This is a genomic window from Sinomonas mesophila, from assembly GCF_001999765.1.
GTDB lineage: Bacteria > Actinomycetota > Actinomycetes > Actinomycetales > Micrococcaceae > Sinomonas > Sinomonas mesophila.
Genome location: NZ_KV908324.1, coordinates 108796 through 124631, shown reverse-complemented (window position 1 = coordinate 124631; position 15836 = coordinate 108796). Strand labels below are relative to the sequence as shown.

At 72.7% G+C, this 15836-nt stretch carries 16 protein-coding genes; 8 read left to right on the top strand and 8 right to left on the bottom strand.

Features of this window, described 5'->3' with window-relative positions; genetic code table 11:
- Positions 1-65: 65 nt before the first annotated feature.
- The 3 genes from BV907_RS04420 to BV907_RS04410 are packed head-to-tail and all read right to left on the bottom strand — an operon-like array spanning position 66 to position 2724.
- On the bottom strand, positions 66-1004 hold the full coding sequence (locus tag BV907_RS04420) for a COX15/CtaA family protein (protein WP_077488517.1): 939 nt from the start codon (positions 1002-1004) through the stop codon (positions 66-68).
- Positions 1005-1009: 5 nt separating this feature from the next.
- A complete protein-coding gene (locus tag BV907_RS04415; protein WP_077488516.1) occupies positions 1010-1750 on the bottom strand; it encodes an ABC transporter permease in 741 nt (246 codons plus the stop codon).
- Positions 1747-2724, bottom strand: coding sequence for an ABC transporter ATP-binding protein (locus tag BV907_RS04410; protein WP_245827794.1), 978 nt, complete (start codon positions 2722-2724; stop codon positions 1747-1749). The genes BV907_RS04415 and BV907_RS04410 overlap by 4 nt, the downstream gene beginning before the upstream one ends.
- A 101-nt stretch (positions 2725-2825) precedes the next feature.
- Between BV907_RS04410 and BV907_RS04405 the strand changes: the two genes are divergently transcribed.
- Genes BV907_RS04405 through BV907_RS04385 form a run of 5 tightly spaced genes read left to right on the top strand, consistent with a single transcriptional unit; the run spans position 2826 to position 7568 of the window.
- Positions 2826-3602: a helix-turn-helix transcriptional regulator gene (locus BV907_RS04405; protein ID WP_077488515.1), complete on the top strand. Its 777-nt coding sequence runs from the start codon at positions 2826-2828 to the stop codon at positions 3600-3602.
- On the top strand, positions 3602-5071 hold the full coding sequence (gene sufB / locus BV907_RS04400) for a Fe-S cluster assembly protein SufB (protein WP_077488514.1): 1470 nt from the start codon (positions 3602-3604) through the stop codon (positions 5069-5071). Before BV907_RS04405 ends, sufB begins: the two co-directional genes overlap by 1 nt.
- A 10-nt stretch (positions 5072-5081) precedes the next feature.
- Positions 5082-6401 (top strand): Fe-S cluster assembly protein SufD, encoded by a 1320-nt coding sequence (sufD, locus tag BV907_RS04395; RefSeq protein ID WP_139346600.1) that lies wholly within the window; start codon positions 5082-5084, stop codon positions 6399-6401.
- 52 nt (positions 6402-6453) lie between these two features.
- Entirely contained in the window at positions 6454-7224 is a 771-nt protein-coding gene (gene sufC / locus BV907_RS04390; RefSeq protein ID WP_077488512.1) for a Fe-S cluster assembly ATPase SufC, read from the top strand.
- A 14-nt stretch (positions 7225-7238) separates the two neighbouring features.
- Positions 7239-7568 carry a metal-sulfur cluster assembly factor gene (locus BV907_RS04385; protein ID WP_077488511.1) on the top strand — a complete coding sequence of 110 codons (330 nt, stop codon included), beginning with the start codon at positions 7239-7241 and terminating at the stop codon, positions 7566-7568.
- A 99-nt stretch (positions 7569-7667) separates the two neighbouring features.
- On the opposite strand, the gene ypfJ is transcribed toward BV907_RS04385, so the two are convergent.
- Positions 7668-8564 (bottom strand): KPN_02809 family neutral zinc metallopeptidase, encoded by an 897-nt coding sequence (gene ypfJ, locus BV907_RS04380; protein WP_077488510.1) that lies wholly within the window; start codon positions 8562-8564, stop codon positions 7668-7670.
- A 41-nt stretch (positions 8565-8605) separates the two neighbouring features.
- Between ypfJ and BV907_RS04375 the strand changes: the two genes are divergently transcribed.
- Both BV907_RS04375 and BV907_RS04370 read left to right on the top strand, forming a co-directional pair.
- Positions 8606-10030, top strand: coding sequence for a class I adenylate-forming enzyme family protein (locus tag BV907_RS04375; protein ID WP_077488509.1), 1425 nt, complete (start codon positions 8606-8608; stop codon positions 10028-10030).
- Entirely contained in the window at positions 10011-11300 is a 1290-nt protein-coding gene (locus tag BV907_RS04370; RefSeq protein WP_077488508.1) for a thiolase family protein, read from the top strand. The genes BV907_RS04375 and BV907_RS04370 overlap by 20 nt, the downstream gene beginning before the upstream one ends.
- A 215-nt stretch (positions 11301-11515) precedes the next feature.
- Here BV907_RS04370 and BV907_RS04365 read toward each other — a convergent pair whose 3' ends face one another.
- From BV907_RS04365 to BV907_RS04355, 3 genes are read right to left on the bottom strand one after another with little or no spacing between them, the layout of a single operon-like run.
- A complete protein-coding gene (locus BV907_RS04365; RefSeq protein ID WP_077488507.1) occupies positions 11516-12145 on the bottom strand; it encodes an energy-coupling factor transporter transmembrane component T family protein in 630 nt (209 codons plus the stop codon).
- Positions 12145-12879, bottom strand: coding sequence for an energy-coupling factor ABC transporter ATP-binding protein (locus tag BV907_RS04360; protein WP_077488506.1), 735 nt, complete (start codon positions 12877-12879; stop codon positions 12145-12147). The genes BV907_RS04365 and BV907_RS04360 overlap by 1 nt, the downstream gene beginning before the upstream one ends.
- A complete protein-coding gene (locus BV907_RS04355; protein ID WP_077488505.1) occupies positions 12876-13523 on the bottom strand; it encodes a biotin transporter BioY in 648 nt (215 codons plus the stop codon). The genes BV907_RS04360 and BV907_RS04355 overlap by 4 nt, the downstream gene beginning before the upstream one ends.
- Before the next feature lie 196 nt (positions 13524-13719).
- Between BV907_RS04355 and BV907_RS04350 the strand changes: the two genes are divergently transcribed.
- Positions 13720-15321, top strand: a complete 1602-nt coding sequence (locus BV907_RS04350; protein ID WP_077488504.1) for an ABC-F family ATP-binding cassette domain-containing protein — start codon at positions 13720-13722, stop codon at positions 15319-15321.
- A gap of 18 nt (positions 15322-15339) precedes the next feature.
- Here the strand turns inward: BV907_RS04350 and BV907_RS04345 are convergent, their stop codons facing one another.
- Positions 15340-15819 (bottom strand): YbaK/EbsC family protein, encoded by a 480-nt coding sequence (locus BV907_RS04345; protein WP_077488503.1) that lies wholly within the window; start codon positions 15817-15819, stop codon positions 15340-15342.
- Between the last annotated feature and the right edge of the window lie 17 nt (positions 15820-15836).

Below are 15836 nucleotides of genomic sequence, written 5' to 3'. Positions count from 1 at the left end.
CAGGAGACGACAGAAGGAGGGCCGCACCCGTTCGGGTGCGGCCCTCCTTCGTGCCATGCGTGGCGTCAGAGCCGCGGGCTGTGGCGCGCGAGGTCCGCGACGTTGACGGCGGAGGCCATGAGCAGGGCCGCCACGACCATGTGCGTCCCGACGAGCAGCGGCGGGATGCCCGTGTAGTACTGCGTGATGCCGATCGCGGCCTGCAGGAGCGTCAGGACGAGCAGGACGAGGACGCCCGAGCGGAAGGGGCCGTGGATGCGCCACCGGACGGCGGCCCAGACGCCGAAGAGGGCACCGAACGCTACGAGGTATGCGGGGACGGCGTGGATGTGCGAGAGGAGGTCCCAGTCGAGCCCGTTGCGCGGCGCCTCGGCGTCGCCCGCGTGGGGGCCGGCGCCGGTGACGACGACGCCGAGCACGACGGCTGCCGCCGCGGCCGCAGCCGTGGCCGCCATCGCGGGGAAGACGGCACCGGGGAGGGCGGGCAGGGTCCTGTCCATGAACCGGCCCGTGCGGCCGAAGGCCCGGTTGACGAGGAGCATGGCGACGACGACGAGGGCCATCGAGACGAGGAAGTGCAGGCCGACGACCCACGGGTTGAGCTGCGTCAGGACGGTGATGCCCCCGATCACGGCCTGGGCGGGAATGCTGCCGAGGAGCGCGGCGGCGAGCCAGAAGAGGTCCTTGCGCTCTTTGCGCAGGTTCCACAGCATCACGAGCATCGCGAGGGCGACGGCGGCAAGGGCGAAGGTCAGGAGCCGGTTGCCGAACTCGATGACGCCGTGGATGCCCATCTCGGGGGTCGCGCTGAGCGACTCCGCCGTGCAGCGCGGCCACGTGGGGCAGCCGAGGCCTGAGGACGTGAGCCGCACGGCGCCGCCCGTGCCGATCAGCAGGGTCTGGCCGATGAGCGAGGCGATGGTCAGTGCCCGGATGCGGCGGTCGACCTCGCGGGGAAGGCGCGCCGTGAGGCGCGAGAGCGGCGTGTGGCCAGTGGCGGTCATTCAGATCAGCTCCATCGGAACCAGCGGGTGGCGGCGGTGCCCGCGACGGCGGCCCAGATGGCCAGGACCGCTGCGGCGGGGAGGTTGAGGGTGCCCTCGAGGGAGGCGGCGCGCAGGGCCTCGCCGAGGGCGCCGGAGGGCAGGAACCCGACGACGGGCTCGAGGGCGGCGGGGAGCCGGGTGGCAGGCAGGACGATGCCGCCGAACACGCCGAGCAGGATCCAGACGAGGTTCGTCACGGCGAGGGTGGCCTCGGGCCGCGCAGTCCCAGCGATGAGCAGGCCGAGGGCCGTGAACGCCGCGGCGCCGAGGGCCAGCAGCGGGATCCCGAGGAGCACGCCCGACGGCGCCGGCCGCCAGCCGAGCGCGAGGGCCACGCCGCCGACGACAACAACCTGGACGGCGAGCACGACGAGCACCGCGACGACCTTCCCTGCGATGAGGCCCCCGCGGCCGAGGGGAGTCGTGGAGAGGAAGCGCAGCACCCCATAGCGCCGGTCGAAGCCGGTCGCGATGCCCTGCCCGGTGAAGCCGACGCTCATCGTGCACAGCGCCAGGATGCCAGGCGCGGCGACGTCGATGCGGCTCGCCCCGAGCCCGTCGAGGAAGGGCGTCATCGTGAGGCCCACGAGCCCGAGGAGGGGCAGGACGAGCATGAGGATGAGCTGCTCGCCATTGCGCAGCATTGCCCCGGTCTCGTAGCGGCCCTGCTGCCAGACGCGGCGGGCCAGGCGTGCGGCGCTCATGCGCGGTGCTCCTGTGGGGATTCGGCTGCCGATTCGGCAGCAATCGCGAGGAACACGTCCTCGAGGTTCTGTGCCCCGAGCTCGAGGCTGTGCGGCATGATGCCCCTCTCGTGCAGCCACGACGCGAGGGCGAGCAGGTCCGCCGTCGTGAGCTCGCCGTCGACTGTGTACTGGCCCGCGGGGCCCTCGGCGACCTCGGCGGCCGAGCCGGCGAAGGCGTCGGCAAGCGGCAGGCCCGGTTCCGCGGTGAGGGTGAGCCTGCGGGCCGCATCGCGGCGGTGGGCGAGCAGCTCGGCGACCGTTCCGCTCGCGACGACGCGGCCGCGGTCGAGGATATGCACGACGTCGGCGAGCCGCTCGGCGTCGTCGAGCAGATGGGTGGTGAGCACGATCCCGAGCCCCTCGGCCCGGAGCTCCTCGATGAGGGCGACGACGAGCTGGCGCGACTGCGGGTCGAGGCCCGCGCTCGGCTCGTCGAGGAAGACGACCTCGGGGCGGCCGATGAGAGCGGCGGCGAGGGCCACGCGCTGCTTCTGCCCGCCCGAGAGCCGGCGGATCGTGGTCGAGGCGAACTCGTCGATGCCGAGCCGCCGGGCGAGCTCGTCGACGGGCCGGGGGTCAGTGTACATGCCGGCGACGTGGCGCAGGAGGTGCAGGGGCCGCGCCGCCGGGGGCAGCCCGCCCTCCTGGAGCATGATCCCGACGCGGGAGCGCAGCTCGGCGTCCGCCCGCGCGGGGTCCTGGCCGAGGAGCCGCACCGTGCCGGCCGTGCGGGTCTGGAGGCCCTGCGCGCACTCGAGCGTCGTCGTCTTGCCGGCTCCGTTGACGCCGAGGATCACGGTGATCTCGCCCTGCCGTGCGACAAGGTCGACGCCGGCCAGGATCCGCTTCATCCGGCCGTCGAGGGACGGGATAGGGCCGACATCCTTGACGAGGCCCTCGATCTCGAGGCATGGTGAACCGGTTCTGAGCACCCGTCCATTCTACGCGGGGTAGTAGTGCCGCCGCCGCGGGCCCAGGAGTGCTAAGCCTCTCCTTACTGGAGACGCTCGCCCGATTAGGCAATGATTATTTTGTGTATTCCGTGACCACGCCGAATGCTGCCCAGCGGCCGCCCGCCGACACCGAGGACCGCACGCGCGACCGCGTCCTCAGTGCCGTGCTCGAGCACGGTCCCGTGAGCGCCGCCGAACTCGGCGACCTGCTCAACGTGACACCGGCCGCCGTGCGCCGCCACCTCGACGCCCTCACGCAGGCGGGCGTCGTGGAGGTCAAGCGCGTCGCGACCTCCGGCACGGGCGCGGGACGTCCCGCCCGGCGCTACGTCCTGACCTCGCGCGGCCAGTCCAGCATCGGCGACGACTACCTCGACATCGCGCGCAAAGCCCTCGAGCGCCTCGGCGAGCTCGGCGGCTCGGGCGCGGTCGAGGAGTTCGCGCGGGAGCGCTTCGCCGCGATGGAGCGCCGATACGAGCCGATCGTCGACGCCGCGGGCGACGACGTCGCGGCCCGGTCGCGGGCTCTCGCCGAGGCCCTCACCGCCGACGGCTTCGTGGCCTCCGCCGCGTCCGTGCAGGGCAAGGCCCCGCTCCCGGCACACCTCGCGAGCGTCCAGCTGTGCCAGGGGCACTGTCCCGTCCAGCAGCTGGCCGCCGAGTTCCCCCAGTTCTGCGACAGCGAGACCGCCGTGTTCTCCCGCCTCCTCGGCGTGGACGTGCGCAGGCTCTCGACGCTCGCGCAGGGCGGCCACGTGTGCACTACCCACATACCCACCGGACGGGCGGCGATCGCCGCGGCCCGGCCGGGCACCGCTACCGAAGAGACGACCACCCACAACACTGAGAGGCCGTGATGACGGATCAAATGGCCGAGAAGAAGGCCGTGGACGGCGAGTCCACAGTGATCTCGGAGATTCTGGAGAAGAACCCGGAGCTCCATGGGATCGGCACCTATGAATACGGATGGGCAGACGCCGACACGGCCGGCGCCAACGCGCGACGCGGCCTCGACGAGGACGTCGTCCGCGATATCTCCTCCAAGAAGGGCGAGCCCGAGTGGATGCTCGACCTCCGCCTCAAGGGCCTGAAGTACTTCGACCGGAAGCCGATGCCGCTGTGGGGCGCTGACCTCTCGGGGATCGACTTCGACAACATCAAGTACTTCGTGCGCTCGACCGAGAAGCAGGCGGCCTCGTGGGAGGACCTCCCCGAGGACATCCGCAACACGTACGAGAAGCTGGGCATCCCGGAGGCCGAGCGCTCGCGCCTCGTGGCCGGCGTCGCCGCCCAGTACGAGTCCGAGGTCGTGTACCACCAGATCCGCGAGGACCTGGAGAAGCAGGGCGTGATCTTCCTCGACACGGACACCGCGCTCAAGGAGCACCCTGAGTTCTTCCAGGAGTACTTCGGCACGGTCATCCCTGTCGGCGACAACAAGTTCGCCTCGCTCAACACCGCCGTGTGGTCCGGCGGCTCCTTCGTCTACGTCCCGAAGGGCGTCCACGTCGAGATCCCGCTCCAGGCCTACTTCCGCATCAACACGGAGAACATGGGCCAGTTCGAGCGGACGCTGATCATCGCGGACGAGGATTCCTACGTCCACTACATCGAGGGCTGCACCGCGCCGATCTACACCTCGGACTCGCTGCACTCGGCCGTCGTCGAGATTGTCGTCAAGAAGGGCGCCCGCGTCCGCTACACGACGATCCAGAACTGGTCGAACAACGTGTACAACCTCGTGACCAAGCGCGCCATCTGCCACGAGGGCGCGACCATGGAATGGATCGACGGCAACATCGGCTCCAAGGTCACCATGAAGTACCCGGCCGTCTACCTGGTCGGCGAGCACGCCAAGGGCGAGACCCTCTCGATCGCGTTCGCGGGCGAGGGCCAGCACCAGGACACCGGCTCGAAGATGGTGCACATCGCGCCGAACACGCAGTCCTCGATCGTGTCCAAGTCCGTGGCGCGCAACGGCGGCCGCGCGGCCTACCGCGGCCTCGTCCAGGTCCGCGAGGGTGCGAAGAAGTCGGCCAACACCGTCCGCTGCGACGCCCTCCTGGTCGACACGATCTCCCGCTCGGACACGTACCCGTACATCGACATCCGCGAGGACGACGTCGTGCTCGGCCACGAGGCGACCGTCTCCCGCGTGTCCGAGGAGCAGCTCTTCTACCTCATGTCCCGCGGCCTGCCCGAGGACGAGGCCATGGCCATGATCGTGCGCGGCTTCATCGAGCCGATCGCGCGCGAGCTGCCCATGGAGTACGCCCTCGAGCTGAACCGCCTGATCGAACTGCAGATGGAAGGGTCTGTCGGCTGACATGACTGAAATGACTGAAACGCCCCTGAATGAGACGCTTCTGAACGAGAAGGCGCGCATCGGGGCGCCGTCCATCCCCGGCCTCACGGAGGAGGGCGAGAGCCTGACCCCGCTCGAGCCGGCGGAGACCACCCGCCCGCAGTCGGCGTCCGCCCCCGCCTCCCCGCTGGGCGGCGACGCCGCCAAGGGCCACTCGCACGGCGGCGGCTACGGCATCCCGGACAGCTCCCGCGCCGGCCGCCTGACGTCCTACACGCTCGAGGACTTCCCGGCGATCCGCGGCACCGAGGAGGAGTGGCGCTTCACGCCGCTCAAGCGCTTCGGCGGCCTGCACACCGCAGCGCTCGACGGCGCGGCCCCGGCCGTCGCGGTCGAGGCGCCGGAGCAGGTGCGCGTCGAGACCGTCGGCCGCGAGGACTCCCGCATCGGCTCGGCCGGCATCCCGGAGGACCGCGTGTCCGCCAACGCCTGGTCGCACTTCGCCGAGGCCACGGTCGTCACAGTCCCCGCGGGGGCCGAGCTCGAGGACCGCGTCCTCGTCACGCTCACCGGCGCCGGGAAGGCCGCAGCAGCCCAGCACGTGGTGGTCGTCGCCGAGGACGGCGCCCGCGCCGTCGTCGTGCTCAACCACGTCGGCGAGGCGGTCGTGTCGGAGAACGTCGAGATCGTCCTTGGGGACGGCGCGGACCTCACGGTCGTGTCCCTCCAGGAGTGGAGCGACGCCTCGGTCCACGCCTCGAGCCAGCAGGTAAAGATCGGCCGCGACGCGCACCTGAAGCACATCGTCGTCAGCCTCGGCGGCTCCGTGGTCCGCGTGACCCCGACGGCGCGCTTCGCGGCGCCCGGCGGCGAGGTCGAGCTCTACGGCCTCTACTTTGCGGACGCCGGGCAGCACCTCGAGCACCGCACGTTCGTGGACCACGCCCAGCCGAACTGCGTCTCCAATGTCCTCTACAAGGGCGCGCTGCAGGGCAAGGACGCACGCACGGTGTGGGTCGGCGACGTTCTGATCCAGAAGCAGGCCGAGGGCACCGACAGCTACGAGAAGAACCAGAACCTGGTCCTGACCGACGGCTGCCGCGCCGACTCCGTGCCGAACCTGGAGATCGAGACGGGCCTCATCGAGGGCGCCGGCCACGCGAGCGCGACCGGCCGCTTCGATGACCAGCACCTCTTCTACCTCATGGCGCGCGGCATCCCGGAGGACGTCGCCCGCCGCCTCGTGGTGCGCGGCTTCCTGAACGAGATCATCCAGAAGATCGGCGTTCCCGCCATCGAAGAGCACCTCACCGAGGCCGTCGAGCGCGAGCTCGCCGCCGGAGACAACTGACCCCCGCTACACCTCGCCCGGTGCGACCGGGGAACAAGGAGAACAAACACACATGTCGACTCTGGAGATCAAGGACCTGCACGTCTCGATCGAGACCGAGCAGGGCGTCAAGGAGATCCTCAAGGGCGTCACGCTCACCGTGAAGACCGGCGAGACCCACGCGATCATGGGACCCAACGGCTCCGGCAAGTCCACGCTTGCCTCGACCATCGCGGGCCACCCGCGCTACACGGTCACCAAGGGCTCGATCACGCTCGACGGCGAGGACGTCCTCGAGATGAGCGTGGACGAGCGCGCCCGCGCGGGCCTCTTCCTCGCCATGCAGTACCCGGTCGAGATCCCGGGCGTGACCATGACGAACTTCCTCCGCACCGCCAAGACGGCGATCGACGGCAAGGCCCCGGCGCTGCGCACGTGGACCAAGGACGTCAAGGCGGCCATGGACCAGCTGCGCATCGACGCCGACTTCGCCCAGCGCAACGTCAACGAGGGCTTCTCGGGCGGCGAGAAGAAGCGCGTCGAGATCCTTCAGCTCGAGCTCTTCAAGCCGAAGTTCGCCGTCCTCGACGAGACCGACTCGGGCCTCGACGTCGACGCGCTCAAGGTCGTCTCGGAGGGCGTCAACCGCGCCCACGCCGAGGGCAACATGGGCACGCTCCTCATCACGCACTACACGCGGATCCTGCGCTACATCAAGCCGGACTTCGTGCACGTGTTCGTGGACGGCCGCATCGCCGAGCAGGGCGGCCCCGAGCTCGCCGACCGCCTCGAGGACGAGGGCTACGACCGCTACGTGGCCGGCGCCGGCGCGGCGAAGGCCTGAGGACGAGGGCCGCGATGACGGAGACGCAGCCTGGACAGGCGTCCCTCGACGAGGTCGAGGAGCTCCTCAAGGACGTGATCGACCCCGAGCTCGGGGTCAATGTCGTGGACCTCGGGCTCGTGTACGGCCTCGAGTACGGCGAGGACGGCGCGCTGCTCATCAGCATGACGCTCACGACCGCGGCGTGCCCGCTCACCGATGTCCTCGAGGAGCAGGTGGGCCAGGCGCTCGACGGCTCGGTCGACGAGTGGCGCCTCAATTGGGTGTGGATGCCGCCGTGGGGTCCCGAGCGGATCACCGAGGACGGCCGCGACCAGATGCGGGCGCTCGGCTTCAACATCTGATCCCGGCCCGGATTCCGAGCCGGTGACGACGACGGGCGGTTGCCTTCCGTGCGGAAGGCGACCGCCCGCCGTCGTGCGCGTCTGTCAGGGGGGTTGCGGCTAGACAGCCCCCGTGAAGGTGTTGCACTGGTCGATGTCGCCGCTGTCGTAGCCTCGCATGAACCAGGCCTGGCGCTGCTCGGCCGAGCCGTGGGTCCACGCCTCGGGGTTGACCCGCCCGGTCGCGGCCTGCTGGATGCGGTCGTCGCCGACGGCGGCGGCGGCCGAGAGCGCGTCGCGCAGGTCCTGTTGCGTGAGGGGCTCGAGGAAGGGCCGGTCCGTGCCCGGCGCCGGGGCCGAGTCCGCGTGCTGCGCCCAGATCCCGGCGAGGCAGTCGGCCTGTAGCTCGACGCGGACGGCGCCCGACTGCGGGCCCTGGGGGTCCTGCTGCGCGTAGTCGAGCGTGCCGATGATGTTCTGGATGTGGTGGCCGAACTCGTGGGCGACGACGTACTCCTGCGCGAGCGGCCCGCTCGAGGCCCCGAACTGGGTCTCGAGGACGCGGAAGAAGCCGGGGTCGAAGTAGGCGGTCGCGTCAGCTGGGCAGTAGAACGGGCCGACCTCGCTCGTCGCCGTCCCGCAGCCGGTGCTCACGGCCTGGTCGAAGATGACCGCCTCGGGCTGGGGGTAGCGCACGCCCCGCTGCGGGAGGTAGCCGGCCCAGAAGGCGTTGAGACTGTTGACGGTCCCGACGATCCGGCAGTCGATCCGCGCGTCCGCCGAGGCCCCCGTCCGGCACTCCGCGGCGGTGCCGGGCCCCGCCGGCCCCTGGCCCTGGGGCGCCTGGCCGGTGAGCTCGTTCAGGATCTGCGGGTTGATCCCGAGCAGGCTGAGGACGAGCACGAGGATTCCGCCGCCGATGCCGCCGCCGATGATCGTTCCCCGCCCGAACCGCCCCCCGCCGCGCCGGTCCTGCACCTGGGACGGGTCGAGCTGCGCGTCGTCATTGAAGCTCATGTACGCAAGGGTAGACCTCTGCCCATCGATAGACTGATCGGATGCCATTCCTCGACCGGCTGCGCTGTTGGGCTGCCGAGAAGCCGCACGAGCCCGCCGTCGTGTGCGGCCGGGAGAGGCTCTCGTGGTCCGAGCTGCACGGCGCCGCGGAGGTTCTCGCCCGCTCGGGGGAGCCGACGCGAGTGCTCCGACAGGGAAACGGCGTGGACTTCGCAGTGCGCTGGGCCGCGGGCGTCGCGGGGGAGCGCGAGTGCGCCGTCCTCGACCCGCTCTGGCCCGGGGCCCTCGCGGACGACGTCGTCGCTCGGCTCGCGGTGCGCGCCGCGGGTCGGTCCCCCGGGCGCGTCGGCGCTGCCGCCGAGGGGCCAGCCGAGCTCGTCGACGGCGACCCGGCGTCGTCGTTCCTCGTCGGCCTCACCTCGGGCACGACCTCGCTGCCCAAGGGCTTCTCCCGCACGAGGGAGTCGTGGCGGCGCTCCTTCGAGGCCTCCGTCGAGTGCTTCGGGCTGAGCCCCGGCGACCGCGTGCTTGCGCCCGGGCCGCTGTCCGCGAGCCTGAACCTGTACACCCTCTCCGAGTGCCTCTTCGCGGGCGCGACGTTCCACACCCTCGCGCACTTCGACGTCGGCGACGCGCACGCCGAGATCACGCGCCGCGGCATCACGCGGCTCGTCCTCGTCCCGACGATGCTGCGCGTCCTCGCCGAGCGCGGCCTCGCCGGGGACGTCGACGCGAGCGGGATCACCGCGATCGTTTGCGCGGGCCAGAAGCTCGACCGGCGCACGCTCGAGGCCGTCCGCCGCTGGGCGCCCCAGGCCGCCGTGTGGGAGTACTATGGCGCCTCCGAGCTCTCCTTCGTGGCGGCGAGCCGCCACGCGCCCGGCGGCGAGGCCGCCGAGGTGGGCACCGGCGTTGGCCGCGCCTTCCCCGGCGTCGAGCTCGCGATCCTCGACGACGCGGGCGCGCCCGTGCCCGACGGCGCGGTGGGCAACATCTGCATCCGCAGCCCCCTCGTGAGCTCCGGCTACGTGTGGGGCGATGATGGCGAGGCCTTCACGCACCTCGGCGGCTGGGCCACCGTGCGCGACCAGGGGTTCCTCGACGCCGGGACGCTGCACGTGCTCGGGCGACGGGCCGACATGATCAACACGGGCGGCGCGAACGTGTACCCGCACGAGGTCGAGGCCGCCCTCGCGATGCTCGACGGCGTGGCCGAGGTCGTCGTCGCGGGCGTGCCGGACGACGTGCGCGGCCAGCGCATCGTGGCCGGGATCGTGCCCTCGCACGCCGGCCTCGGACAGCTCGCCGTCCGCGCGGGGCTCGAGGGGTCCCTCGCGCCGGTCAAGCGTCCGCTCCAGTACCTGCGGCTCGACGCGCTCCCCACGACCGAGCGCGGCAAGCTTTCCCGCGCGGAGTTCCAGCGGTGGGTCCTCGAGGGGGACAGCCGTGCCCGGCCGCTCGTCTGAGGCGGGAGCGCGCCGGGGGGCGGCGTCGCGGCCCCCTCGGTTCCGGGGCCGGCCCGCGACCGAGGGGGCGCCCCTCGTCGTCGCGGGCCGCCGGACGCCGCTCGCCCGCGCCGGCACGCACTTCGCCGGGGTGCCCGTTCAGGACCTCCTCGCCCCCGTGCTCCGCGCCCTCGCCGACGCGCCGGGACTGGGGGAAGGACAGATCGCGGACGTCGTCGTGGGCAACGCCGCGGGCGGCGGCGGCAACCTCGCGCGCCTCGCCGCGCTCGAGGCGGGCCTGCCCGAGCGGATCCCCGGCATCACCGTGGACCGGCAGTGCGGATCCGGGCTCGACGCCGTCGTCCTCGCGTGCCGGCTCGCCCAGGCGGGCGCCGGCGCCGCGTTCCTCGCCGGCGGGGCCGAGTCGGTCAGCACCGCGCCCGAGCGGGGGCGGCGGACGGACGACGGCGGCATAGAGTTCTACTCCCGCGCCCAGCACGCGCCCACGCGGCCGGGCGAGGACGAGCCCGGCGACCCGGACATGGGCGTCGCCGCCGAGACCGTGGCCCGGGAGGCCGGCGTCGGCCGCGAGCGGCAGGACGCGTTCGCGCTGCGCAGCCACCGGCTCGCGCTCGCGGCGGCGGAGGCGGGGGCGTTCGACGGCGAGCTCGTGCCCGTGCGCGCGGGCGGCGGCTGGGTGCGTGCGGACAACGGGCCGCGGCCGCGGCTCGATGCGGCTCTGCTCGCGCGCTTCCCCGCCGCGTTCGTCCCCGGCGGGACGGTCACGGCCGGGAACTCGTGCGGAGACGCGGACGGGGCCGCGGCGGTGATCGTCGCGGCGCCCGGCGCCCTCGGCTCCCTGCCTCCAGATGGCGGACGGTCTCCGGGCGGGCGACGGCGGGCGCTCGCGTTCGTCGGCGCGTCCTCCGTGGGCGTGGACCCCCGGCGGCTCGGCCTCGGCGCCGCCGCCGCGGCCGAGGAGCTGCTCGGCGCCCACGGCCTCGCGGTGGCCGACCTCGCCGCCGTCGAGTTCAACGAGGCCTTCGCGGGGCAGGTGCTCGCGTGCACCGACAGGCTCGGATTCGGGGACGGGCAGCTCGAGGCGGTCCTCAACACGGACGGCGGGGCCCTGGCGCTCGGCCACGCCTACGGGGCCTCGGGGGCGGTGTCCGTCGTCCGGCTCCTCGCGCGCGCCCAGTCCCTGCCCGAGGGCTCGCTGTGCCTCGCGATGATCAGCTCCGCGGGCGGCATCGGCACGGCGGCCCTCTTCGAGGCAACCGCGCTCCCCTAACCAACGCGGGGTCACGTCCCTAGGATCCGGGGTCACCTCTCAACCTTGCGGAGTCACCTCTCAGCGTTCCGGGGTCATGTCTCAACGATGCGGAGTCATGTCCCTGCGTTCCGGGGCGAGTGACCCCGCATCGTTGGGAGGTGACCCTGCATCGTTGGGAGGTGACCCCGCATCGTTGGGAGGTGACCCCGCAACGTTGGCGGGTGACCCCGGGTCTAGTCGTCGGCGTCGCCGAGGCCCCGGGCGGCGAGGGCGTCGCCGGTTCGTCGCGCGTAGGCCACGGCCGAGAGCACGACGGGAATCGTCCGCGCCCGGACGCTGCGCTCGAGGCCCCGGGCCCGCGCGGCGTCGCCCACCTCCGCGAAGGATCCGGCGAGCACCGGGATGCTCCGCAGCATGATCGCGATCGCGAGGGCGAACCGCTCAGGGTCGGCGCCGAAGCGGCGGAACGGGCGTGCGGCGCCGGCGACGGCGTCGAGCAGCTCGCGCAGCGGCACGGTCGCCGTGAGCAGCGCCGCCGCGAGGAAGCAGAGCAGGAGGTTCAGCACGATCCGGCCCGAGGCCGCCGGGCCCTGCTGCCACCACTGGAACGCGAAGAGCACGCCCAGGAGCGGGGCGATGAGCCTCCACGGCGCGACGAGCCGCCGCACCCCGAGGCCCGCCGAGAGCCATGCCGCCACGACCGCCGCGACCGCGAGCGCCGAGGCGCGCCAGTCCAGCAGCATGAAGCTCGCGGCCCCGGCGGCGAGCACGCCCGCGAACTTGGTCCACAGCGGCGCCCGGTGCAGCCACGAGTGCCCTGGCACGTACCCGGCCAGAAGCCCCGGCGAGATCCGCGCGCGCATCAGCGGCCGCCGTCGTGCGCCGGGATGCCGCACAGCGCGCGGTAGAACGCGACGCCCTCTGCGGGTCCGCCGTCGAAGGCGATCCGGCCGGCGTCGACCACGAGGACCCGCTCGGCGTCGAGGGCCAGCTCGAGGTCGTGGGTCGAGAGGATGACCTGCTGGTCCAGCCCTGCGAGCGTGCGGCGCAGGAGCTCGCGGTTGCGCAGGTCCAGGAGGGTGGAGGGCTCGTCGAGGACCAGGACGGACGGCTCGACGGCGAGCACCGCCGCGAGCGCCATGAGCTGCCGCTCGCCGCCGGAGAGCTCGTAGACGCTCTGGTCCGCGAGGGCGGCCAGCCCGAACCGGTCCAGGACCGCCTGCGCGGCCGCGGCGCGGTCGGCGCGGGAGCGGTGGTGCCGGCGCAGCGAGAGCTCGACATCCTCCCGGCCCGTGGGCATGACGAGCTGGCTCAGCGGATCCGTGAAGACGAAGCCGACACGCCCCCGCACCGCCCGGCCCTCGGCGGCGGTGTCGAGCCCGTCCACGCGCACGCTCCCGGCGCTCGGCAGCACGAGGCCGTTGAGCAGACGCAGGAGCGTCGACTTGCCCGAGCCGTTCGCGCCGAGGACGGCGACCCGCCGCTCCGTGAGGTCCACGCCGACGCCGTCGAGCAGCACCTTGGAATGGGTGCGGCCCGACTCCGGGTCCTCGACGGCGACGGCGACGCGGACGCCGTCGAGCTCGATCCGGCTCACGCTGCGGCGGCCTCCGGCGCCTTGACGCGGCGCATGAGCACATCCGGGAAGGCGCGGTGCACCGCGACGGCGGCGACGGCGGCGACGGCGTTCTTGAGCAGGTCGCCCGGGTAGTAGGCGAGGTCCGCGAGGAACGCGGCCTGCCACGCGAGCTTGAGGTTCACCACCATGCCCACGACGCCGAGGCCGTGGATCACGACGACGAGCACCGCCGTCGCGGCGAGGAAGAACCAGAGACCCCGCCGGCGCGGGGAGGTGCGGCGGATGACGAGCTCGGCGAGGAGTCCGATCGCGAAGGCGCCGACGAGGAAGCCGATGATGTAGCCCGCCGAGCCCGATGCCAGAATCTGCAGGCCCGCGCGGCCGCCGGAGAAGATCGGCAGGCCCGCGAAGGCCAGGGCGAGGTAGAGCCCCATGGCGGCCGCGGCCCGGGCGGCGCCGAGGACGAGGCCCGTGAGCACGATCGCGAGGGTCTGCAGCGTGATGGGCACGCCGAAGCTCCCGACCGGGACGCCGGGGATGACGGCCGAGACGGCGATGAGGGCGGCGAACACGGCGACGAGGGCGAGGGACTGGGCGTCCCACGTCCGGCGTGGGCCTGTGCCCTGCGCCGCGGGCGCGGCGGGGGCGCTCTTCTGCTTCATGGGACCTCCTGGGGCTGGGTGCGGGTGCTGCGGGTGCAGGGTCTGCTGTGAAGGGTACGCATCGCAGGGCCGCTCCATTTTGTAGGGCGCCCACCAAAGGCCGGGGCCGGCCGTTGGGGGAGGGCCACAACCGCGGGCCGGTAGACTTGTCTGGGCCTGCTCGGGCCCCCGCCCACCTCGAAAGGCAAGACCCCACGTGATCACCGTCTCCGACCTCGAACTCCGCGCTGGCGCGCGCCTGCTCATGGACGAGGTGAGTTTCCGGATCGACAAGGGCGACAAGATCGGGCTCGTCGGCCGGAACGGGGCAGGCAAGACAACCCTCACGCGCGTCCTCGCGGGGGAGGGGCTGCCCGCGGCCGGCACGGTCACGCGCTCGGGCGAGATCGGCTACCTCCCGCAGGATCCGCGCACGCCGGACATGGAGCAGCTCGCGCGGGACCGCATCCTCTCCGCCCGGGGGCTGGACGTCGTCGTGCGCAAGCTCCGCGCCGCGCAGGCCGAGATGGCGAGCGACGACGCCGCCGTCCAGCGCAAGGCGATGGCGCGCTACGACCGGCTCGAGGCGGAGTTCCTCGCCGGGGGCGGCTATGCGGCCGAGGCCGAGGCCGCCGCGATCTCCGCGAACCTCGCCCTCCCCGACCGGATCCTCAACCAGCCGCTGCGCACCCTCTCGGGTGGCCAGCGCCGCCGCGTCGAGCTCGCCCGCATCCTGTACTCCGACGCCGAGACCATGCTCCTGGACGAGCCCACCAACCACCTCGACGCGGACTCGATCGCGTGGCTGCGGGACTTCCTCAAGGCACACCAGGGCGGGCTCATCGTCATCTCGCACGACGTCGAGCTGCTCGAGGCGACCGTGAACAAGGTCTTCCACCTCGACGCGAACCGCGCCGTCATCGACATCTACAACATGGGCTGGAAGCGCTACCTGACCCAGCGCGAGACCGACGAGCGCGCCCGACGGCGCGAGCGCGCCAACGCGGAGAAGAAGGCCGCCGTCCTGCTCGACCAGGCGAACAAGATGCGCGCCAAGGCCACGAAGGCCGTCGCGGCGCAGAACATGGCCAAGCGCGCCGAGCGGATGCTCGCCGGGCTGCAGGAGGAGCGCGCCTCGGACCGCGTGGCCGCCCTGCGCTTCCCCGAGCCCGCCCCGTGCGGCAAGACCCCGCTCATGGCCGAGGGCCTGAGCAAGTCGTACGGCTCGCTCGAGATCTTCACCGACGTGGACCTCGCCGTCGACCGCGGCTCGCGCGTCGTCATCCTGGGCCTCAACGGCGCCGGCAAGACGACCCTCCTCCGCATGCTGGCCGGAGTCGACGACCCGGACACGGGCGAGATCAAGCCGGGCCACGGGCTCAAGGTCGGCTACTACGCGCAGGAGCACGAGACCCTCGACCACGACCGCACGGTCCTCGAGAACATGCGCAGCGCCGCCCCTGACCACCTCGGCGACGCCGACGTGCGCGGCATCCTCGGCTCGTTCCTGTTCCAGGGCGACGACGTCGACAAGCCCGCCGGCGTGCTCTCGGGCGGCGAGAAGACCCGCCTCGCGCTCGCGACCATCGTGGCCTCGAGCGCGAACGTCCTCCTCCTCGACGAGCCGACCAACAACCTCGACCCGGCGAGCCGCCGCGAGATCCTCGGGGCGCTCAAGACGTACAAGGGCGCCGTTGTCATGGTCAGCCACGACGAGGGCGCGGTCGAGGCGCTCAACCCCGAGCGCGTCGTCCTCCTGCCCGACGGCGTCGAGGACCTCTGGAGCGCCGACTACCTGGACCTCATCACGCTCGCCTGACGAGATCACCCCGGACCGCTAGCGGACCTCGAGCTCCTCGGCCCCGGTCACGCGGGCGAGGTCGTCGTAGCCGATCGAGAGCATCGAGCGGTGGTCGCCCGCGCCGGCCCACAGGAGCGGGAACGCGCGCAGGTGCACGTCGATGAGCGTGCGCAGCGGGGCCGGGTGGCCGACCGGGGCGACGCCGCCCACGCGCTGACCGGTGTGCTCGAGCACGAAGTCGGCGGAGGCCCGGCGGATCTTCCCGACGCCGATCTGCCGCGCCACGTGCCGGGTGTCGACGCGCGCGGCGCCGCTCGCGAGGATGAGCAGCGGCTCGCCGTCGGCGTCGAACACGAGGCTGTTGGCGATCGCGCCGACCTCGCAGCCCAGCACGTCCGCGGCGGCGGCCGCCGTGGGCACGTCCTCGGCGAAGGTGCGGACGGTGTCGTCGAGGCCCGCGGCGACGAGCGCGCCGCGGACACGCTCGACCGGAGAGACAGGCACAGGGTCAGCCATGAGCCCGATCCTAGCCG